Below are 20,935 nucleotides of genomic sequence, written 5' to 3'. Positions count from 1 at the left end.
ATTAAGCCTTTCGAAAAGTCTTAGTCTGCGAGTTGAATAGTAAGTTTCTCGTCGTGGACGTTAGCTGCACGCAGCACCTCCACGATGAGATCGCGCTCTACTTGTTTGATGCGCTCGTGGAGGGTGGACTCGTCATCATCCGCGTTAATAGCAACGGGGCGCTGCGCGATGATGGGGCCGGTATCCACGCCCGCGTCCACAAAGTGGACGGTAGAGCCAGTGATCTTCACGCCGTAATCTAGGGCGTCGCGCACCGCGTGCGCTCCCTTGAAGGCAGGCAGCAGCGCCGGGTGGGTATTGATGGTGCGGCCTTCGAAGCGGTCCAGGAATTCCTGGCCTAGGATCTTCATAAAGCCCGCAGAAACAACAACGTCTGGCTGCGCAGCATCTACTGCGTCAACCAGACGTTGATTCCATTCGGCGCGATCCGCACCCAGCGCCACAACCTCGGTATCAATACCGTGGTCCTGTGCGCGCGCAATACCGTGGCATTCCTTATCCGCCACCACCTTGACTACCTGGTAGTGCCCGGCCTGGGCATCCACGATGGCTTGTAGCAGGGAACCCGTTCCAGAAACGAGCACCACCACTCGGAGGCGTTCAGGGTCAGCGGTATAGCGCGGAGGCATCGGTGAAGTCACGCGCTATAGCCTAGCCCCTCTCCCCCTCCTCGGGGGAATCTGCGCTCGAGGAGCCCTGCTCGCTCTCCCCCATTTGGTCCTTGAGCTGTTGGCTCAGCGGCTTGGCGACGCCCCTTTCATCGCCCTCCTCAGCCTCTTTATCTGGTTCCTCTTCCGGCTCCTCCGCTATTTCGTCGGCCGGAGTGTCCTCTTCTTTCTGCTCTTCTTCCGGTTCCTCTGCGGCCTCGGCAGGTGCAGAATCCTGGGACTCGTCCTCAACTACCTCGGCATCAACGATTTCCGGATCGGTGATGGGCTCTCGCTCCGGCTCGACGGCGGCTGCATCGGTTGCCTCGGTAGCGGTGCCTGCGGGGGCCGCAGCAGGTGCCGTGCGAGACGCGCGCCAGGCCACGAAGGCGAAGCCTGCGGCAACGGCGCAACCAACGACGGCCATCCACAGGGCGGTCAGGCCTGCGGCGGTCCACAGCTGCGGGCCGGTCGAACCGTAGTAGCCGAGGTCACCACTGACGAGGTAGCAGGCAGCCAGCATGATTACTGCGGAGGCTACCGTAGCTACTACTACGTCCTGGAAGCTCGGGCGCTTCTTATACAACGAGTAAATTGCAGCGCCGAGGGGGACGATCAATAGCGCCACCGCCCAGCTGGGCGCGGATGCTGGAATGCCGCCGGTAATCGGCAGCGGTGGCAGCGGCACGAGGTGGGCGCTAAAGAGGCTTACTGAGCCTTCACCTACGGAAAACTCCGAGCCCACCACTACCGCCGCGGTGCTCACGATGGCATTGGGAATATACAGCAGACTCAGCAGCACGAGACCAGCAATGCCTAAGCCGGAAACCGCGGGATAGTCATTCATCATCTCACCCTGACGGGAGATGTTGACCAGGAATACCACCGCGAAGACTACGGCTGCGCCGATGGCCAGGTAGGCGAGATAGCGAAGGGCGATCTGGGTGGCGTCGACAAGCGGGCGCGGCACACCATAACGCTTGGCCAACGCCCGCCACAAGCGCCAGCCCATGCCGGCCACCATGGCGGCCAGATGCAGAACAATAACGCGCAGCAACGCCTGCGCCAGGTTTGGCGGGGAGACGTCATAGACCTTGCCCGCATCCCACAGCATCAGCCAGGCGATGATGGTAAATACCACCGGCACGCCAAGCACGCAGGCCAGAAGAGTCAGCAGGTCCTTGACGCTGACCTTGTGTTTTACCGCGCTGCGCACACGAACCGCTACCACCACGGCGAGGATGAGCGCTGGCAAGGCCGGCAGGAAGGAAATATGCACATCGGCCGCAGAGACCGGAGCGAGGTTAAAGACCATCCAGGCCTCCGCCACGATGGTGTACCACCACGCCATGGGAGAGCCGGCGAGCATGAGACTGCCCAGCGCGATGGCCATAATGATAAGGACAATAACCACGTTGGGCACTGCCGCAGTGATAAGCATGCGGCGAATGCGCCCGGCTTTGGTCAACGGCGCGGGGGTACGGCGCGCCTTGGCCTTGGAGCCGGCCTTGCGGGCGACGCGCTGCGCCGATCCAGAGGACTGGCGTGACCCACTGGGATGAGGCGCGCGTGGGGTGCGCTCCGCGCGCACCGTACGGCCCCGCGCCTGGCTACGCGGGCGGGGCGTTGACCGAGATTGGGGGCTGGTGTTTTTGTTCATCGGCGTCCACTTTGCCACCTTCCGGAAGTGAAATCGGGGTGGCGCGACGAGGCGCCCGCAAAATCACCGGTGGCAACCCCTGCACCTGGGCTATACAAATATATAAGGAGTATAAAATCTACCCTGGTTTCACACCCTTAACTCTGGCTGTAATACTATGAAGGAAAAGGCGGCTAGTTTTGCGTGACGTACGCGGAGATCGCGTGGGATCTTTATCGCACTAATAATATTCCGCGTCCCACATGTTGCCTGCTCGTGGACAATTTCCCCGAGGCGAGCCAGAAAATTTCTTAATTTGGGTTGCTGTTATCTTTTCGAGACGCTACTGTTACATCTCGTTGGTAACAAGAAGGTCACAATCTCGTAACTAACTCGGTGGGGACGTAACACTCGTTCTGCGCAGATTGTGAAAATGACGAAAGAAGACCTAATGCGAAGCAAAGTTCAGCGTGGCGTCGGCCGCCATCGCAAGATTGTCACCTCGCAGACCGCGAAGGGCCGCATTGCCGTAATGACGGTTGCAGCAGGTGCAGTTTCCACCGCCGGCGTTGGTGGCGCAGCCGCCGCAAACATCCAGTCCGATGACGCGGCCACCACTAAGACGCAGTCCGTTGACTTCGAGCTCGCCTCTGACTCCACCCAGGTTGAGGACACCGCTGCGACTCCGGTTGATACCACCCCGCAGATCCTCAACGTTGCTGAAGCTAAGCCAGTTGCCGATCTGACCGATCAGCTCAACAAGGCCATCCAGGCCTCCGAAGAGCGCGCCGCCGCCGACGAGGCCGCTCGCGCACCTTCCGTTGCCCGCCCTGCAGAAGGCGCATTCACCTCCCCATTCGCCATGCGCTGGGGCACCTTCCACAAGGGAGTCGACATCGCCAACTCTCCCGGCACCCCAATCCTTGCCGTCATGGATGGTACGGTCATCGACTCCGGTCCAGCCTCCGGCTTTGGCCAGTGGATCCGCATCATGCACGACGACGGCACCATGACCGTTTATGGTCACATGCAAACTCTTGACGTTGCCGTTGGCGAGCATGTTCACGCCGGCCAGAAGATTGCTGGCATGGGCTCGATGGGCTTTTCCACCGGATCCCACCTCCACTTCGAAGTTCACCCGAACGGTGGCGAGGCAATCGATCCGCAGCCTTGGCTGGCCGAGCGAGGCATCGACCTCTAAGGCTCACCCCCAATACCTTCTTGTTAAGCGCCGCAGTGGCTTTCCCTGCGGCGCTTTTTCATGTCCACAGATGCCCTCCCCTCAACTAGTGCACCCGCCCAGAAGGCCGCGGATTGCATCAAGTGCGCTCCAGACCTCCCCCAGGGCGCTCTACACGACGCTTGGCGCCGTCTGAGGGCTCCGCTGCCACTAGCGAACACAGCACCAGTTGGACCCTCGCCACGATCCCACAAGGGGCCAGAAACACATTCAGGCAAGTCTAGTACGCAGACTTGTCGCAGGTGAGTGGATATTTTTAACTTTTAGCCGCCGACACCGCGCGAGACTGCAGCCCCAAGCCATGGGCGCCACCCCCAAGGTCCACCCCCAGACCCTAAACCATTACTTTACAGGCACCACTCTAGCCACATTCGTAACACGCGCAACAAGCTGGCATGTTCGAATAATTTCGAATCATTTCCGCCGCTACCAGCGTTTTTTAAGATTGCGCGGGCCGTTCGAGCGGGCTAACTTTTAACTCGTTGCCACGAGCGATTACGAACGCAAGCATTTCGGCTTTCGGCGTGTCGCGGTTGGCAGTTGAAAGACGCCACCCTCTCTAGGGTTTGGGCGTCCCGAGACCATGCACAGCCATGAAAAGGACTTTAACTATGAAGCGCATGAACCGCGCACGCAAGAACGTGGCGCTAAGCATCGTTACGCTTGGCACCGTACTTGCTACCGGCACCACCGCTTTTGCTGCAGAGCCAGTGGCTAGCGTGGACGTATCGGACGGCTCCTCCGAGCCCACCGCTACGACTGTAGATGACGCCGGCGTGGTCGACGCCCTTGTTGGCCTGGCCACCACCACCGTAGGCGTACTGAACGGCGAGACCACCCCGCAGGTAGATGCAAACGAATCCGGCGGCATCAATATCGTCTTGGACCCAGGTTCTGTACCGGGCTTGAAGGAAGCTTTCGCACCGCAGGGCGACCACTCCGGCCTCACCACCAAGCGCGGCACGGACTCCGAGGGCAATACCGTGGTCTTTCCTACCACCGGCACGCTAACTTCTGGCTTTGGCCAGCGTTGGGGCACGATGCACAACGGCATCGACGTAGCTAACCCGGTGGGCACCCCGATTCACGCGGTCATGGACGGCACCGTCATCAACTCCGGCCCGGCGCAGGGCTTTGGCAACTGGATCCGCATCCAGCACGATGACGGCACCATCTCCGTCTACGGTCACATGCCGGCAGACCAGCTCAAGGTAAATGTGGGCGATCACGTGACCGCGGGCCAGAAAATCGCCGGCATTGGCAACGAGGGCCACTCCACTGGCCCGCACCTCCACTTTGAGATTCACCCAGGCGGAGGCGCCCCCGTTGACCCAGTTCCCTGGTTCAACGAGCGCGGTATTTCGGTCTAAAGCTTTTCCATCGGCACTCCGCCGATGAGCATCAGCCGGACCTTACCGGAAGAACCAAAGTCCACGGTGACCGTGGCGCGCTTGCCGGAGCCGGACGTCTCAATGACAGTTCCGAGCCCGTACTTGGCGTGATTGACGCGGTCACCCACGGCTAGGTTGAGGTTATTGTTCTTAGGCATCGAGGTCGCCGCCGGCTTGCCGGTGCGCTGCGATGGGGAAGACGCAGCGCGCCTGGCACCGCGGGATCCGCCCCGAGAACCACCACTGCCCCACCCGGACCAATCGCGGCCGTAGGAACGACCATATTGATAGTCGTCCTCGCCCCACGCACCGGTCAGGGAGCTATCGGAGTCTTCGCGCCGCCAGTTGATGAGGTCTTCTGGGACCTCGCCGAGGAAGCGGCTGGCGGGATTAGTCACCGGATTGCCCCACGCCGAGCGCAAAATGGCGCGGGTAAGATACAGCTGCTCGCGAGCGCGGGTAATGCCCACATAGGCGAGGCGGCGCTCCTCGCTCAATTCCTTCGGGTCACCGAGTGAGCGCATATGCGGGAATTGGCCATCCTCCCAGCCGGTCAAAAAGACCACGGGGAACTCAAGGCCCTTGGCGGTGTGCAGAGTCATCATGGTGACCACACCAGTCTCGGAATCAGGGATCTGGTCAGCATCGGCCACCAGCGACACCTTTTCCAAGAATGCCTGCAACGAACCGGGCGCAGCTTCGCCCTCCTCTACTAGTTCGGAGGGGTCCACTGCATCCGCACCGGATGCGGCAAGCTGGTTAGCCGCCTCTGAGGTGAATTCGCGGGCCACCGATACCAACTCGTTGAGGTTATCCAGGCGGGCACCGTCCTGCGGGTCATTCGAATTTTCCAATTCCGCCTTGTATCCCGTGGCATCCAAAATGGCGGAAAGCAGCTCGCCCAAATCCGGCTGGCCGGTAACCTCATCGCGCATGGACGGGATCTGATTGCGGATGCCCTCCATCATGTCGTTGAATTTGGTGACAGCGTTAATGGCCCGAGTGCCCAGGCCAGGGACGTCGCCCCGAGGGACATCGGCAAGCGCCTTGCCAAAGCTAATGCCGTGGTTTTCCGCATGGAGGGCAATATGCCCCTGCGCCTTGTCACCAATGGCACGCTTGGGCACGTTGATAATGCGGCGCAGGCTCACCGTATCGTCCGGGTTATCCAAGATGCGCAGGTAGGCCACCATATCGCGGATTTCGCGCCGCTCATAAAAGCGCGTGCCGCCGACCACCTTGTATGGAATTCCGGAGCGGATAAAAATATCTTCCAGCGCACGGGAGGCGTTATTGGTGCGGTACATGACCGCGATATCGGAATAGCTGCGGCCCTTATCCGCCAAGGAGTCGATTTCAGAGGCGATGAACCGCGCCTCATCGTGCTCATTATCGGCAACGTAGCCTACGATCTGCTCGCCCTCACCGTGGGCGGTCCACAGGTTCTTCTCGCGACGATTCTCGTTCTTGGCGATCACGGCATTGGCCGCGTTGAGAATGGTCTGCGTGGATCGATAGTTCTGCTCCAGCAAGATGGTGTGTGCCTGCGGGTAGTCGCGCTCAAATTCCTGAATATTGCGGATGGTGGCCCCGCGGAAGGCATAAATGGACTGATCGGAATCGCCCACTACGCACAGCTCGGGGGCATCGGGGCCGAGCTCTCCCCTGCCCACGAGCGCGGCAACTAGGGCGTATTGGGCGTGGTTGGTGTCCTGGTACTCGTCGATAAGCACGTGCTTAAAGCGCCGGCGATAGAAATCCACCACCTGCTGGTGCTGGGTGAAAATCCGCACCACCTCACCGATGAGATCATCAAAGTCCACGGCATTGGCCGCGCGCAGGCGGCGCTGGTATTCGGCATAGACCTGGGCCACGGTGGTCTCAAACGGGTTCTTGGTCTGCTGCGCCTTCTCCAGCGCGGATTCGGGGCCGATGAGCTCGTTTTTGTGGTTAGAAATCTGATTAGCCAGCACACGCGGGGTGTACTTCTTCAGATCCAGCTGCATGTCCTTGGCAATCATGGACAACAGCCGGCGGGCATCATCGCCATCATAAATGGTGAAGTTGGTATTAAGCCCCGGCACCAGCTGGGCATTTTGGCGCAGGATGCGCACGCAGATGGAGTGGAAGGTAGATACCCACATGCGCTCGGCCACGGGGCCAACCAGCCCGCCCACGCGCTCCTTCATTTCCGCGGCGGCCTTATTGGTAAAGGTAATCGCGAGGATCTCCCACGGATTTACCCCGCGATGGCGCATGAGATAAGCAATGCGGCGGGTAAGCACAGCGGTCTTGCCGGAACCAGCGCCGGCCACGATGAGTAGCGGGCTGCCCGAATGGGTAACGGCCTCAAGCTGCTGTGGGTTGAGGCCCTCGGTCAAGGCATCGGGGGATTCGGATTGCGAGCTCGCTGCGCGCGGGGCGCCGAAGCCGCCAAAGGGGCTAGGGTTCGAGGCGCCGCCGGTGGACGGGGAAGGGCTAAAAGGAGAGTTTTCGTTCATAGTGCCTTCCAACCTACTAGCCCCACCGGACACGACCCGTTTCCGCCGTGCGAGCTGCTATTTCCTTTTGCGCGGGCGGGTGGCACAATATGGTCTTATGACCGCAGAAGAAAACAATGACATCGTCGATAACGGCTTGGACATCCGCACGCCTTCGGGTACGGATGATCCCCTTTCTGATGCGGAGATCCAGCAGTATCGCGAAGAAATCAATCGTATGGACCGCATTATCTTGAATGCCGCCAAGCGCCGCACGGAAGTCTCCCAAGCCATTGGCCGCACCCGCATGAGCTCCGGCGGCACCCGCTTGGTCCACACCCGCGAGATCGCTATTTTGAATCAGTTTCGCGATGAACTCGGCGAGGAAGGCCCCACCATCGCCTCGGCGCTGCTGCGCATGGGCCGCGGCCGGCTGGGTTAGACGAATAATTACTGGCCAGCCGATACTATGCAGTACCCTGAATTAGCATGAATGCAGTTCTCGTCGCCGTCATAGTCATGCTCGTGCTCGCCCTCCTGCGCGTGCATGTGGTGGTAGCGCTCTTCCTAGGCGCCATCGTCGGCGGGCTCCTTTCCGGCATGGGGCTCGATGCCACCATGGTCGCCTTCCAAGACGGCTTGGGCGGCGGCGCCAAGATTGCCCTCAGCTATGCCCTCTTGGGCGCTTTTGCCATGGGCGTAGCCTCGGCCGGGCTGCCACAGGTCCTAGCTAATTTCCTTATCCGCAGGCTCGGCGGCAGCGGCGAAGCAGACCCCAAGACCGCCCTGGCCACCAAGTGGATGCTCATCCTCGGGCTCATTGCCATGTCCGTGATGAGCCAGAACCTCATCCCGGTCCACATCGCCTTCATTCCGCTCATCATCCCGCCGCTGCTGACAGTGATGAATAAGCTGCGCCTGGACCGCCGGCTGATTACCACCTGCCTAACCTTCGGCCTTATCACCACCTACATGTTCATTCCGGTGGGCTTCGGCTCCATCTACTTAAATGACATCCTGCTCTTTAATATCCAGCAGGCGGGACTCGATACCTCCGATATCAATATCATGCAGGTCATGGGCGTACCAGCGCTCGGCATGCTCGCCGGCCTACTCATCGCCATCTTCTTTAGTTACCGCAAACCGCGCGACTATGAAAACCTGCCCATCACGGCGGAGGAACACCAAGAGGCCCCCTCTGCCTATAAGGTGTGGGTGTCCATCGTGGCCATCATTGCCACCTTTGCGATGCAGATTGTCATGCAGGCGCTCGACTTCGAGTCCGATGGCCTCATGGTCGGCGCGCTGACCGGCCTGGGAATTTTGCTGCTTACCGGCGCGGTGGACTGGAAGCACGCGGACGATGTCTTTACCAATGGCATGAAGATGATGGCGCTCATCGGCTTCATCATGATCACCGCCCAGGGCTTTGCCTCGGTCATGACGGCTACCGATGAGGTCGGCCCGCTGGTAGATGCCACCGCCAACCTCTTTGGCACCAATAAGGTTCTCTCCGCCGGCGCGATGCTGGTGGTGGGCCTCGTGGTCACCATGGGCATCGGCTCGTCCTTTTCCACCCTGCCCATCATTTCCGTTATCTATGTGCCGCTGTGCATGTCGTTGGGCTTTAGCCCCGCGGCCACCGTTGCGCTTATTGGCACGGCAGGCGCGCTTGGCGACGCCGGCTCTCCCGCCTCCGACTCCACCCTCGGCCCCACCGCGGGCCTCGGCGCGGACGGACAGCACGACCACATCCGCGACTCGGTCATCCCGACCTTCATCCACTTCAATATCCCGCTGCTGATCGCCGGCTGGGCAGGCGCGCTCATCCTCTAAAAGGCCCCGACGCGGTGGCGCTTTCTGGACTACGGTGGGAGTGGTACATGTTGCCAATGCGCTAGTTGCCAGAAAGGCCTACCACCATGGATATCACCGCATCTGCCCAGTGGAGCGAGCTCGCGAAGGTATATGAGGACAAGAAGGACCTCAACCTCCGCGAGCTTTTTGCCGCCGATGCAGACCGCGCCCGCAACTTCACCTTCGACGCCGCCGGGCTGCACGTGGATCTGTCGAAGAACCTGATCGACGGGGACATCGTCAAGCAGCTGGTTGAGGTAGCCAAGGCCGCCGACCTTGAGGCCCGCCGCGAAGCCATGTTCGCCGGCGAGCACATCAATAACACCGAGGATCGCGCCGTGCTGCACACCGCGCTGCGCATCCCGGCCGAAGATGACTTGAGCGTTGATGGCCAGGACGTTGCCGCCGATGTCCACGAGGTCTTGGGCCGCATGCGTGATTTTGCCACTGCGCTGCGCTCCGGCGCCTGGCTGGGGCATACCGGCCACACCATCAAGAAGGTGGTCAATATCGGCATCGGCGGCTCTGACCTGGGCCCGGCCATGGCGGCCAAGGCACTGCGTTCCTATGAGGTCGCTGGCATCTCCGCCGAGTTCGTCTCCAACGTGGACCCAGCCGATATGGCCGCCACGCTCGATGGCCTCGATGCAGAATCCACCCTGTTTATCATCGCCTCCAAGACCTTTACCACCCAGGAGACGCTGACCAATGCGCACGCCGCCCGCCGCTGGCTCATCGAGCAATTCGATGGTGACGAGTCCGCCGTGGCCAAGCACTTCGTCGCCGTGTCCACCAATGCGGAGAAGGTAGCCGAGTTCGGCATCGATACCGAGAACATGTTCCCGTTCTGGAATTGGGTCGGCGGCCGCTACTCCGTGGATTGCGCCATCGGCTTGTCCCTCATGTGCACCATTGGCCCGATGGACTTCATGCGCTTCCTCGAGGGCTTCCACGCCATGGACGAGCACTTCCGCACCGCGCCACTGGAAGAAAATGTCCCGGCGCTCATGGGCCTCTTGGGTGTCTGGTACACCAACTTCTTCGGCGCCCAGACCCACGCCGTGCTGCCCTACTCGCAGGACCTTGGCCGCTTCCCGGCCTACCTGCAGCAGCTGACCATGGAATCCAATGGCAAGTCCGTGCGCCGCGATGGCACCGCGGTTACCGCCCCGTCCACCGGGGAAATCTACTGGGGCGAGCCGGGCACCAATGGCCAGCACGCCTTCTTCCAGCTCATGCACCAGGGCACGCGCCTCATCCCGGCGGACTTCATCGGGTTTGCCCGCCCGAAGCAGGACTTCCCCACCGCCGATGGCTCCGGGTCCATGCATGACCTGCTCATGGGCAACTTCTTTGCCCAGACCAAGGTGCTGGCCTTTGGCAAGACCGCAGAGGAAATCGCGGCCGAAGGCGTAGACGCGGCCGTCGTGCCGCACAAGGTCATGCCGGGCAACCGCCCGACCACCACCATCCTGGCCGAGGAGCTGACCCCCGCCGTGCTCGGCGCGCTCATCGCGCTCTACGAGCACATCGTGTTCACCCAGGGCGTTATCTGGGATATCAACTCCTTCGACCAGTGGGGCGTGGAGCTGGGCAAGCAGCAGGCTAATGACCTGGCACCGGCAGTCTCCGGCGCTGAGGCTGCCGACTCCGGCGACCAGTCCACCGATGAGCTCATCGGTTGGTACCGCTCCAACCGCTAAAGGCCCACTTTTAGCCGCGTTATCCCCTCCCAACCACTCGGCGGAACGGATAACGCGGCTGCTTTATGGCCTCTTCGGCCCCCGCAATGCAAAACAAGCACGTTCTGCCCAAAATCAAGGCGAAATTGGGCGAAACGTGCTTGTTTTGTCAGTGGAATGCGGTTTAGAGCTTAACCATCGGCTCCCAGCCGAAAGGAATGTCCTCCGAGTTCACAATCCGGCGGCCGAAGGGGAAGCAGGTCACCGGAATCATCTTCAGGTTGGCCAGCGCGGCCGGGATGCCCACGATGGTCACTACCTGTGCCGCCGCGGTGGTGACGTGGCCAATGGCCAGCCACAGGCCGGCGACCACGAACCAGACGATGTTGGAGAAGGTGGACATGGAGCCGCTGCCCTTTACCGGCTGCACCACCGAGCGGCCGAACGGCCACAGGGCGAAATTAGCCATGCGGAACGACGCCACGCCCGCGGGGATGGTGACGATGAAGATGCAGGCAATGATGCCAAAGAGGAAATAGGCAAGGGCTAGGAGGAACCCGCCGGTGATAAACCAAACGATGTTAAGAAAGGTACGCATGTCCCCCACACTAGCGCGGGAGTCTTAGTGCGCGGGGTGAAGTGGCTGACAATGTGGGCACCACCAGATGATGCGCTCGAGTTCGCCTTCATCGCCGCCGGCATCCACACCGCCGAGTGCGCCCTTGGTAATGAAGGTGCCGCAGCGGCGGCAGCGCTTGCGATTGCGCCCGAAGACATAGGTCGTCTCCCCGGCGCGGCGCACGCCGGTGGTCACGCGCACCGGGGAGGTACGGTTGGCCCACATGATGCGCCGGGAAATATCGAGGATGCGGGCGGTATCGACCTCGGCTACCGGTGTGGCCGGGTGCACGCCGGCGAGGAAACACGCCTCGGCGCGGTATTCGTTGCCGATGCCCGCGACGACCTTCTGATCGAGCAGCGCCGCGCCGATGGCGCGTTGGGGCCGGGAGTTGAGCCGGCGCAGGGCTTCCTCGCGGTCCCATTCGGGGTCGAGGATATCGGGACCGAGGTGCGCGATGCGCTGGTGGTAGTGGTCGGCGGGATAGATATCCACGAAGCCAAGTTGGTGGCCGACGACCTCGATATCGCGCGGCGAATTGGCCAACTGCAGCACGATGCGGGCGGTGTGGCCGGGCTTGCGCCAGCGATCGCCTGCGTAGTGGATGGCCCAGGTGCCCTCCATCTTGAGGTGGGTGTGCACGATGGCCTGGTCGAATTGCATGAACAGGTGCTTGCCATAGGGCCAGACGCGCTCGCACACCATGCCATCGAGATGGACGGTGGCATAGCGCGGCACGCGCACGGAGCAGCCGGTAACCTCGCGGCCGGCCATGAACTGCAGTCGGTTGGATAGCTGCAGGACGGAATCGCCTTCGGGCATAACACCTCCTGTGGATCTTTAGCGGCGGTACCCGCCGCGCGGGCGGAAACCACCATTATTGCGCGGAGCGGGCGGCGGATCATCAAAGCTGAGCTCTTCGATGGCCTCGGCGGCCCGGCGGCCTGCCCGCGGGGTGCGCGGAGCGGCGGCGCGAGCGGAGATGCGCACGCCCTTCGGCGTAATCCCGGCGCCGGCGTCGCGCAGGTGGGCCGCCACTTCGGTCTTATGGATGGGGCTGCCATTGCACTTTTCGACGACCAACGGGGACAACACTCCCCTTGCCACCATATCCGTGAGCGCGGAAACCAAGCGGGGATAGACCTCGGCGGGGTCGATGCCATCGGGCAGCGATTCGATAAAGGTGGTGAGGGTTTTGCCGCCGCGGGTGAGGTGGGCGATGGGTAGGCCGTCGATAAGCACTACCAGCGCACCGGCCGAACGGGTGGGCCCGCCGGTGGCTTTGCCGTCGGCATCATCGCGCTGCGGCCAGGGCAGGGCCGCGCCGTAGGGATTGGCCGGGTCGCAGGCGGCGAGGACAAAGGTCTCGGGCTCGGTGGTGCCAGAGGGCCAACCGGTGACGTCCGGGGAATCGGCTAGGCCGCGCAGGCGGTCGATAATGGCGGGCGTGGAAAATTGCGCGGCGCCGAGCCTATCGATGACGTAGCCGCGCATGGCCTTGCCGGATTCCTCAAAACCGGAGAGCACCTTATAGGCCAGCGCGAAACCGCCGAGCACATCCTCGGCCACGACAGAGCCGCGGGTGAGCACGCCGTAGCGGTCGAGCCAGGCCTCGCCGTGCGCGACGGACCGGGAGGTGGCATCGGTAGAGGCTGGTACCGCGAGCGACCACCGGCCCATAACATCGGGCGGGGTCCCCGCGCCCGCGGCATTCTGCGCCTGTGCGAAGGAGGTGCGCCCCAGGCGCAGGCGAGAGCGGGTGGGCCGCCGCTTCGAGCGATGCGCGGTGCGGCCCGAGCGCGAGCCGCCGGAAGACAGTCGGGTGCGAATAGGCGCGAAAGAATCGGGGCTTACCAGGCCCATCTCCACTAACCCCCAGAGGGCCTCGCGGGTCTCCTCGGTGGTACCGGGGGCCTCGGCGGCGATATCGGCAAAGAGGAAGCCACCGCCGCGGCCCAGGACGTCGAGGATGGAGCGCTGCACCATGCTGACGCCCTCGGCATCCGTTTCCGGGGCGAGCTGGGCGGCGTAGTCCGAAGGCAAAAGCATGATCCAAGGATCGGATGCGCCGGCCTTGCCAGCACCCACAATGAGCACCTCGCCATTGGAGGTGAGCTCATCGAGCATGGTGGGTGAATAATCGCCCACCCGGGCGGGCAGGATGAGCGATTCCCACGCAGAGGCGGGCAGGCGCACCCCGGCGAGCTGCTCGATGACGGAAAAGACGCCATCGGCACCGCGCAGGGCCGGGCGCTTTCCAGCCGGTGCGATGCTATGCCACTCCGGCAAAAAGCGGGCAAAGGTAGCGCCCGAGACCGGCTCGGTAGCAGCCCTAGCTGCAGCGAGCGAGCGGGAGCGGATGGTCTTGAGCACCGCTGCCGCGCAGTATTCCTGCTCGTCGACGCCCTGACGGTAGCGGCCTTCTACTACCCCATCAAGCGCGCCGAGGACGGTATGCGCGGCAGAGACGGAAATGCCGAAGGCCGCGGTGAGATCGCGCAGCACGAAGGGACCGCGGGTGCGCGCCCAGCGGGAGACCAGCTGCGGCAAGGCATCAGAAATGGTGGCCACTTGGGCGGGGATGCCGGGAGGAATGGGGATGCCGAGGGCGTCGCGAAGCAGGGGTGCATCCTGGGTCTGAGCCAGGTGCTCGCGTCCGCCAATCCGCACGCGCATAATCCGCGTGCCCAGCTGGTCCAGGGCGGAAAGCGGCACGTCGGTGTGCTCTCCCAGCTCGTCTACCGGAATCGGCCCGAGCACGCGCAACAGGTCCGCTACCTCTTCGGTGGTGCGGGCCCGGCGCGAGGGATCGGTGCGCTGGAGCTGGGCGTGGACCTCAGCGATGATCTCTGGATCGAGCAGCTCGCGCAGCTCCACCGTGCCGAGGAGCTTGGCTAAAAGCGCCGGGTCGAGGGCCAGGGCAGCCGCGCGCTTTTCTGCCAATGGGGAATCGCCCTCGTACATAAACGCGCCGGTGTAGTTAAACAGCAGCGAAGAGGCAAAGGGCGAGGGCTGTTCGGTGGTGACCTCCGCAATGCGGATGCGGCGGTGGCCCAGCTCCCGCATGACCTCCGTTAGCGCCGGCACATCGTAGACGTCCTGCACGCACTCGCGCACCGTCTCCAAAATGATGGGAAAGGATGGGTACTTGCGGGCAACGTCCAAAAGCTGTTCGGCGCGCTGGCGCTGCTGCCACAGCGGTGCGCGCTTGCCGGGATTGCGCCGAGGCAAGAGCAGCGCACGCGCCGCGCACTCGCGGAAGCGGGAGGCAAAGAGCGCGGAATTGCCCACTTGCTCGGCCACGATATCGGCGATCTCATCGGCATCGAAGGCGAAGATGGACCCATCGGGCTCGGATTCTGCCTCCGGCAGGCGCAGCACGATGCCATCATCACCGGCCACGGCCTGCGGATCCATGCCGGTGCGCTCGCCTACCCGGGCACCTACCGCAAGCGCCCACGCGGAGTTGACCGGCCGGCCAAACGGGGTATGTAGCACCACGCGCCAATCGCCCAGCTCGTCGCGGAAGCGCTCGAGCACCAACGTCTTTTCATCCGGGATGACACCAGTGGCTTCGTTTTGCTCCTGCAGATAGGCCACGATATTGGAGCGCGCATTATCATCGGCATCCGCAATGATATCTGGCGAGGAAAAGACCTCGCGGCGATACTCACCTAGCGCCTTGCCCAACTCATAGGGACGGCCCGCGCCATCGCCATTCCAAAATGGCAGGCGCCCGGTATGTCCCGGCGCGGGCGTGACCAATACCTGGTCGCGCGTAATGTCTTCGATGCGCCAACTGGTAGCGCCCAAGGTGAATACATCGCCCACCCGGGACTCATAAACCATTTCCTCATCCAGCTCGCCCACTCGGCGCGGAGCACCACCGGAGCCCTCGCCCGAGCCGGTATAGAGGAATACTCCAAACATGCCCCTATCCGGAATCGTGCCACCGCTGGTCACGGCTACCCGCTGGGCACCAGGCCGCGCGGTCATCACTCCCGTCACTCGGTCATAGACCACGCGAGGTTTAAGCTCTGCAAAGTCCGTGGACGGATAGACGCCGCTGACCAGGTCCAGTACGGAGTCATAGACCTCCCGCGCTAGATCGCGGTAGGGCCAGGCCCGGCGGACCATCTCGTACCACTCATCGGCATCGAGCCCGTCCTCGCCGGCTGCGGCCACGGCCGCCACCGTCTGCTGCGCCAGCACGTCCAGCGGGTTGCGCGGGGTATGCATTTCCTCGATGAGGCCTGCGCGCATGCGCGATACCGTCAGCGTGGACTGCACCAGATCCGCGCGGTGCTTGGGATAAAAGGAGCCGTGCGATACCGCGCCCACAAAGTGCCCAGCGCGGCCCACGCGCTGCAGGCCGGAGGCCACCGAGGGCGGCGATTCCACCTGCACGACTAGCTCCACGGCACCCATATCGATGCCCAGCTCCAGCGAGCTCGTAGCCACCACGGCCTTGAGCGTGCCCTCCTTCAGCATGGTCTCTGTCATCGCCCGCTCGTCCTTGGACACCGAGCCATGGTGGGCGCGGGCGATGACGGCTGGGGCCTTGCCGGCGACGTCGACCTGTTTCATCAGCTGGGCTGGGTCGCGGCGGGTCTCGGGTGACAGCGAATCCGGATCGTGCTCTTGTGCATAGAGCTCATTGAGCCGGCTGGTCAGCCGCTCGGCGGTGCGCCGAGAATTCACAAACACCAACGTGGAGCGGTGCGCCATGATTTCCGCATAGAGGTCATCCTCAATAAACGGCCAGATGGACTTGGCCGTGGGCAGCGCGGACTCATCCACGGAAGGAGAGCTGATGCCAATCGCATCATCCACCGTCATCTCCCCAATGGTGGAGCCTTGCTCCGGCGTGGGGAGATCAGACATATCCTCCACCGGCACGTGCACATCCAGCTGCCACTTCTTTTCCGCCTCCGGGGCCACGATCTCCACCGGCCGGTTGCCACCCAAGAAGTTTGATACCGCAGACAGCGGCCGCACGGTGGCAGAAAGCCCGATGCGCTGGAAGTCCCCTGCCACCTGCTGCAGGCGCTCCAAGGTCAGCGCTAGGTGCACGCCGCGCTTGGTACCGGCCAAGGCATGGATCTCATCGATGATGACGGTATCCACCGTCTTTAAAATCCCCGCTGCCTTGGAAGTCAACATCAAATAGGCCGACTCCGGGGTGGTAATCAAGATATCCGGCGGCTTGCGCACCTGCCGTGCGCGCTCCGCCGAAGGCGTATCGCCCGAGCGCACGCCTACCGAAATATCCGGCACGTCCATCCCTAGGTTTTCTGCGGTGCGCGCGATGCCGGTCAGCGGGGCGCGCAGGTTATTTTCCACGTCCACGCCCAGCGCCTTGAGCGGCGAGATATACAGCACCTTCACCCCGGCGGCGGATCCGGTAGTTCCAGAGCCCACCGGCAGCGCCAGCTGACCTTCGCGCTCGACCAAATTATTCAGCGCCCACAAGAATGCGGCGAGGGTCTTACCGGAGCCGGTAGGAGCCACCACAAGGGCGTGCTCACCGCGGGAAATCTTCTCCCAGGCCTGCGCCTGCACGGCGGTAGGAGCAGCAAATACATCCCGAAACCACTGCGCTACTTGGGGCCGGAAGCGGTCGAGGATGTTTTCTGGCATGCCCACACTCTAGTCCGCGTTGTAATGTGGGCACCATGACCGTCGAGATTTCTGATTCCCGCCTGACCAATTCCCTCGCCCAGGGCTGCGGTGAGATCCTTAAAGGTGTGCGCAACGGAGGCCTGCTGCGGGGCCTTTCGCTTGGCGACGCCGGCGATGAAGCCGCCCAAGAATGGATCGCCCGCGTCCTCGAGCAGCACCGCCCCCAGGACGGCATGCTCTCTGAGGAAGCCTCCGATGACCTCGCCCGCTTAAAGAAGGACCGCGTGTGGATCGTGGATCCGCTCGACGGCACCAAGGAATTTGCCACCGGCCGCCAGGACTGGGCTGTACACATCGCCCTAGTAGAAAACGGTATTCCTATCCACGCGGCGGTGGGCCTGCCGGATCTCGGCGTTACTTTCAAGTCCTCAGATGTCAGGGCGGTCACCGGCCCGCTGTCTAAGAAATTCGTTGTCTCCCGCAATCGCCCGCCCAAGGTAGCCGACTATATTGCGGAGAAAATGGGCTATGAAGTCGTGGGCGTCGGCTCCGCGGGCGCCAAGGCCATGCACGTGCTGCTCGGCGATTATGACGGTTATATCCACGCCGGTGGCCAGTACGAGTGGGATCAGGCCGCGCCGGTGGGCGTCGCCCAAGCCTCCGGTTTGCACTGCTGCCGCCTCGATGGCTCCGAAATCCGTTTCAATAATGAGGACACCTTCATCCCGGATATCCTCATCTGCCGCCCCGAGCTCAAGGATGAAATCTTGGAGCATGCCCAGGCCTTTGCCGAGGAGCACGGCGGATTCTAAACTAATGCGCATGATTGAGACCCCGTACGAGGATCTGTTAAAGAAGGTCCTAGAGACCGGCACGCCCAAAGGCGATCGCACCGGCACCGGCACGCGCTCCATCTTTGGTGCGCAGCTGCGCTATAACCTGGCCGAGTCTTTCCCGCTGCTGACCACCAAGAAGGTCTATTTCCACGCGGTATTGGGCGAGCTTTTATGGTTCCTCAAGGGCGAATCCAATATTAAATTCCTGCAGGACAATAAGGTCCGCATCTGGAATGAGTGGGCGGATGACAATGGTGAACTGGGCCCAGTCTACGGCGTGCAGTGGCGCTCCTGGCCCACCCCGGACGGCCAGCACATTGATCAAATCCAGCAGGCGCTCGACACCCTGAATAACAATCCGGACTCGCGCCGCAACTTGGTCTCTGCATGGAACGTCGCGGATCTGGACAAGATGGCGCTGATGCCCTGCCACCTGCTCTTCCAGCTCTACGTGGCCGATGGCACCTTGTCCATGCAGGTCTATCAACGCTCGGCCGATATGTTCCTCGGCGTGCCCTTTAATATCGCTTCTTACGCGGCGCTGACCCATATGTTTGCGCAGCAGGCTGGGCTCAAGGTGGGCGAGCTCATCTGGACCGGTGGCGATTGCCATATCTATAACGACCACGTGGAGCAGGTCAAAGAGCAGCTCTCCCGCGAGCCGCGCCCGTACCCGCAGCTCAACCTGCACAAGGCGGAAGACATGTTCTCCTATGACTTCGCCGACTTTGAGATTGAAGGCTACGACCCCCACCCCACCATCAAGGCGCAGGTGTCCGTTTAATGTTGGGCGCAATCTGGGCACAGTCCCTGGACGGCATCATTGGCGATGGCGAGCAGATGCCCTGGCACGTGCCGGAGGATCTCAAGCACTTTAAGGACGTGACCATGGGCGCGCCGGTCATCATGGGCCGGAAAACCTGGGAGTCCCTGAACCCCAAGTTCCGCCCCCTTCCCGGACGCGAGAACTACGTGCTCTCCTCCCGCGCGCCCGGCCAGTGGTCCGCCGGCGCCCAAGTCCTCACCGCAATGCCCTCGCTTTCCGACGCCTGGGTTATCGGCGGCGGCCAAATCTACACCGCCACCTTGGACCAAGTGGACCGCATTGAGGTCACCCTCATGGGCGTTAATATCGGTAGCACCTACGGCGATAAATCCATCTATGCCCCCGACATCCCCGAGGAGTTCGGCCTCGCCCACAGCACCGATTGGCTTACTTCCGCCAAGGGCCACCTCGCGCTGCCGGACCAAGAGGCCAGCGATCTTCCCATCAAATACCGCTTTTTAACCTACGACCGAAAGGACGCAGCCTAATGTCTGTTACTACCCCAGAAACCAACTCCGACGTCACCATTTTCTACGCCGACTGGTGCCCGTTCTGCGCCAAGCTCATCAAGAACCTGGACCGCACCGAAACCCCGTACGAGCTTGTCGACGTCGAAGGTGACAACACCGAAGACATCAACGCCTGGATCGAATCCGTCAACGACGGCAACCGCATCATCCCCACCGTCCTCTACTCCGATGGCACCCACGAGACCAACCCACCAGCTTCCTCCGTGCGCAATAAGCAGAAGGAATTGGCGGAAAGCTAACCCACACCCCAGCCATTTCGGGGCGCTCCTGCCCCACTGCTATGATTAGCCAAGTTGCACACGCAACCCCGCCCCAGTAGCTCAGGGGATAGAGCACGGCTCTCCTAAAGCCGGTGTCGGTGGTTCGAATCCACTCTGGGGCACCATGTGAAGTCTCGAGACATCGTTCCGGTCGGTGTCTCGAGACTTTTAATTTTTGGTTGCCCCGCTGGGGGTTGAGTTCGTTGTCTTTCTTGTTGTAATAGATCTTTTCTTCGGTGAGTGTGTAGGCGGCGATTTGTGCCCCGGTGAAGGTTATTTTGATGTCGACGTGGTTGTCGACGCAGACCATTGTGATGGGTTCTCCGCCCCATCTGCGTCCGATGTAGTGGCTGCGTAGTTTACCGCCCCATCGCAGAGTTGTCTTGCCGTTGAGGGACCGACCCGCGGAATGTGGACGCATCGGGGGTCGGGCCCTACCTAGTCGGAACCTTGCTCGTCTCTGCAAGACGCACGCGACGTAGCTAGTCGGACCGGTGGCGGACCCATCTATCGACGCACTTGGGAACTCGAATCGGAGCTGTGAATCCCCGCCACGTGGGAACCATGGGGCTAGTGAGACTAGCGATACATACTATTTGTTCGCGGCCAACCTTTGAGGAACAGCTACTTTTGACATGAGATTTTTGCGGGAGTTAGTGTTGCTTCAAGTAGTCATAAAAGCAGGAACCGGTTTGAGACAGATGATCCTTCTTCGTTTCTAGCATTCTTCTCAAATCAGTTCGCCCGTCGAGGACACTGTATATTTCCATACCCGTAACAACCATAAACGGACTCTGCACAGAGTAGGTGTCCAACGTTGTCGAGGCGATGCCGGCCTGAGTGATCAGAAGTCCCTGCGTGACGCGGCTCCTGCGCTCTATCTTGGCCCGAAAAATATCTGCAATATCTCGGCCGCTTCTCTCCCGCTCCCATTTCACTTCAACAATAAATCCAAATCCATCTATTTGAACAAAGCCATCTATTTGCTCACCCGGCAGATTGTAGGGTCGCTCAGGATTAAGATCATGAAGATCGAAAAGGTCATAAATGAGATCTTCAAAGTCTCTCCCCCGTTGCTGGGGATTATCCGCCTGATGCATTTCTAGCAGACGCTGTTTCATATCCCCTAACTGCAGCCTGAACAGGCGTTTTCTTTCTCGCTGGGACTCTTCCCGCCTCCGTTCTTCTTCTATGCGGGCCCTTTTCTCCATCATTTGCTGAAATGGTTGCGTAAACCTCGTCAAGCCTTCGACTGACAGCTGCGCTCTTCTAAGATTCTCAGATCTTTTTGGCTCCTCTAACCCGG

Annotated in this window: 16 protein-coding genes and 1 tRNA gene; 10 read left to right on the top strand and 7 right to left on the bottom strand. The window is 61.7% G+C overall.

The genetic code is table 11. From position 1 onward, the window contains the following. Positions 1–20 precede the first annotated feature (20 nt). Both purN and CORTU0001_RS05690 read right to left on the bottom strand, forming a co-directional pair. Positions 21–629, bottom strand: a complete 609-nt coding sequence (purN, locus tag CORTU0001_RS05695) for a phosphoribosylglycinamide formyltransferase (RefSeq protein ID WP_200436023.1) — start codon at positions 627–629, stop codon at positions 21–23. A 22-nt stretch (positions 630–651) separates the two neighbouring features. After that, entirely contained in the window at positions 652–2,307 is a 1,656-nt protein-coding gene (locus CORTU0001_RS05690) for a cell division protein PerM (protein WP_157749116.1), read from the bottom strand. A gap of 430 nt (positions 2,308–2,737) precedes the next feature. Between CORTU0001_RS05690 and CORTU0001_RS05685 the strand changes: the two genes are divergently transcribed. Together CORTU0001_RS05685 and CORTU0001_RS05680 are read left to right on the top strand one after the other, a co-directional pair. Further along, positions 2,738–3,487 carry a M23 family metallopeptidase gene (locus tag CORTU0001_RS05685; protein WP_005328086.1) on the top strand — a complete coding sequence of 250 codons (750 nt, stop codon included), beginning with the start codon at positions 2,738–2,740 and terminating at the stop codon, positions 3,485–3,487. A 650-nt stretch (positions 3,488–4,137) separates the two neighbouring features. Further along, a complete protein-coding gene (locus CORTU0001_RS05680) occupies positions 4,138–4,896 on the top strand; it encodes a M23 family metallopeptidase (protein WP_005328084.1) in 759 nt (252 codons plus the stop codon). Here CORTU0001_RS05680 and pcrA read toward each other — a convergent pair. Next, positions 4,893–7,418, bottom strand: coding sequence for a DNA helicase PcrA (pcrA, locus tag CORTU0001_RS05675; protein ID WP_005328080.1), 2,526 nt, complete (start codon positions 7,416–7,418; stop codon positions 4,893–4,895). The two genes, CORTU0001_RS05680 and pcrA, sit on opposite strands and share 4 nt — an antisense overlap. A gap of 97 nt (positions 7,419–7,515) precedes the next feature. Here pcrA and CORTU0001_RS05670 point away from each other — a divergent pair, with 97 nt between their 5' ends. From CORTU0001_RS05670 to pgi, 3 genes are all read left to right on the top strand, one after another. Beyond that, positions 7,516–7,839 carry a chorismate mutase gene (locus tag CORTU0001_RS05670; protein WP_005328079.1) on the top strand — a complete coding sequence of 108 codons (324 nt, stop codon included), beginning with the start codon at positions 7,516–7,518 and terminating at the stop codon, positions 7,837–7,839. 47 nt (positions 7,840–7,886) lie between these two features. Further along, positions 7,887–9,233 carry a Na+/H+ antiporter family protein gene (locus tag CORTU0001_RS05665; protein WP_005328078.1) on the top strand — a complete coding sequence of 449 codons (1,347 nt, stop codon included), beginning with the start codon at positions 7,887–7,889 and terminating at the stop codon, positions 9,231–9,233. An 86-nt stretch (positions 9,234–9,319) separates the two neighbouring features. Then, positions 9,320–10,957 carry a glucose-6-phosphate isomerase gene (gene pgi / locus CORTU0001_RS05660; protein ID WP_005328077.1) on the top strand — a complete coding sequence of 546 codons (1,638 nt, stop codon included), beginning with the start codon at positions 9,320–9,322 and terminating at the stop codon, positions 10,955–10,957. A 163-nt stretch (positions 10,958–11,120) separates the two neighbouring features. Here pgi and CORTU0001_RS05655 read toward each other — a convergent pair whose 3' ends face one another. Genes CORTU0001_RS05655 through CORTU0001_RS05645 form a run of 3 tightly spaced genes read right to left on the bottom strand, consistent with a single transcriptional unit; the run spans position 11,121 to position 17,195 of the window. Next, positions 11,121–11,534: a YccF domain-containing protein gene (locus CORTU0001_RS05655; protein ID WP_034668289.1), complete on the bottom strand. Its 414-nt coding sequence runs from the start codon at positions 11,532–11,534 to the stop codon at positions 11,121–11,123. A gap of 24 nt (positions 11,535–11,558) precedes the next feature. Beyond that, the gene (locus CORTU0001_RS05650) at positions 11,559–12,377 is read right to left on the bottom strand and encodes a DNA-formamidopyrimidine glycosylase family protein (RefSeq protein ID WP_005328072.1); all 819 of its coding nucleotides are present in this window, start codon (positions 12,375–12,377) and stop codon (positions 11,559–11,561) included. A gap of 18 nt (positions 12,378–12,395) precedes the next feature. Further along, positions 12,396–17,195, bottom strand: a complete 4,800-nt coding sequence (locus tag CORTU0001_RS05645) for an ATP-dependent helicase (RefSeq protein ID WP_208853857.1) — start codon at positions 17,193–17,195, stop codon at positions 12,396–12,398. A 35-nt stretch (positions 17,196–17,230) separates the two neighbouring features. Here CORTU0001_RS05645 and CORTU0001_RS05640 point away from each other — a divergent pair, with 35 nt between their 5' ends. The 5 genes from CORTU0001_RS05640 to CORTU0001_RS05620 all read left to right on the top strand — a co-directional run bounded on the left by CORTU0001_RS05640 (position 17,231) and on the right by CORTU0001_RS05620 (position 19,754). Next, on the top strand, positions 17,231–17,989 hold the full coding sequence (locus CORTU0001_RS05640; RefSeq protein ID WP_208853856.1) for a 3'(2'),5'-bisphosphate nucleotidase CysQ: 759 nt from the start codon (positions 17,231–17,233) through the stop codon (positions 17,987–17,989). 4 nt (positions 17,990–17,993) lie between these two features. Then, positions 17,994–18,797: a thymidylate synthase gene (locus tag CORTU0001_RS05635; protein WP_005328068.1), complete on the top strand. Its 804-nt coding sequence runs from the start codon at positions 17,994–17,996 to the stop codon at positions 18,795–18,797. Beyond that, complete coding sequence (locus tag CORTU0001_RS05630) at positions 18,797–19,327, top strand: dihydrofolate reductase (protein ID WP_005328066.1); 531 nt, start codon at positions 18,797–18,799, stop codon at positions 19,325–19,327. The genes CORTU0001_RS05635 and CORTU0001_RS05630 overlap by 1 nt, the downstream gene beginning before the upstream one ends. Beyond that, positions 19,327–19,608: a glutaredoxin domain-containing protein gene (locus CORTU0001_RS05625; RefSeq protein WP_005328064.1), complete on the top strand. Its 282-nt coding sequence runs from the start codon at positions 19,327–19,329 to the stop codon at positions 19,606–19,608. The genes CORTU0001_RS05630 and CORTU0001_RS05625 overlap by 1 nt, the downstream gene beginning before the upstream one ends. A gap of 70 nt (positions 19,609–19,678) precedes the next feature. Further along, positions 19,679–19,754, top strand: a tRNA-Arg gene (locus CORTU0001_RS05620). Positions 19,755–20,282: 528 nt separating this feature from the next. Here the strand turns inward: CORTU0001_RS05620 and CORTU0001_RS05615 are convergent. After that, the coding region (locus CORTU0001_RS05615) for a hypothetical protein (protein ID WP_034668286.1) at positions 20,283–20,935 on the bottom strand (653 nt) is incomplete at its 5' end.

It is taken from the genome of Corynebacterium tuberculostearicum SK141 (assembly GCF_000175635.1).
GTDB classification, from domain to species: domain Bacteria; phylum Actinomycetota; class Actinomycetes; order Mycobacteriales; family Mycobacteriaceae; genus Corynebacterium; species Corynebacterium tuberculostearicum_C.
The sequence above is the reverse complement of the archived record's forward strand: the minus strand, read 5'-3'. Positions and strand labels throughout refer to the sequence as shown.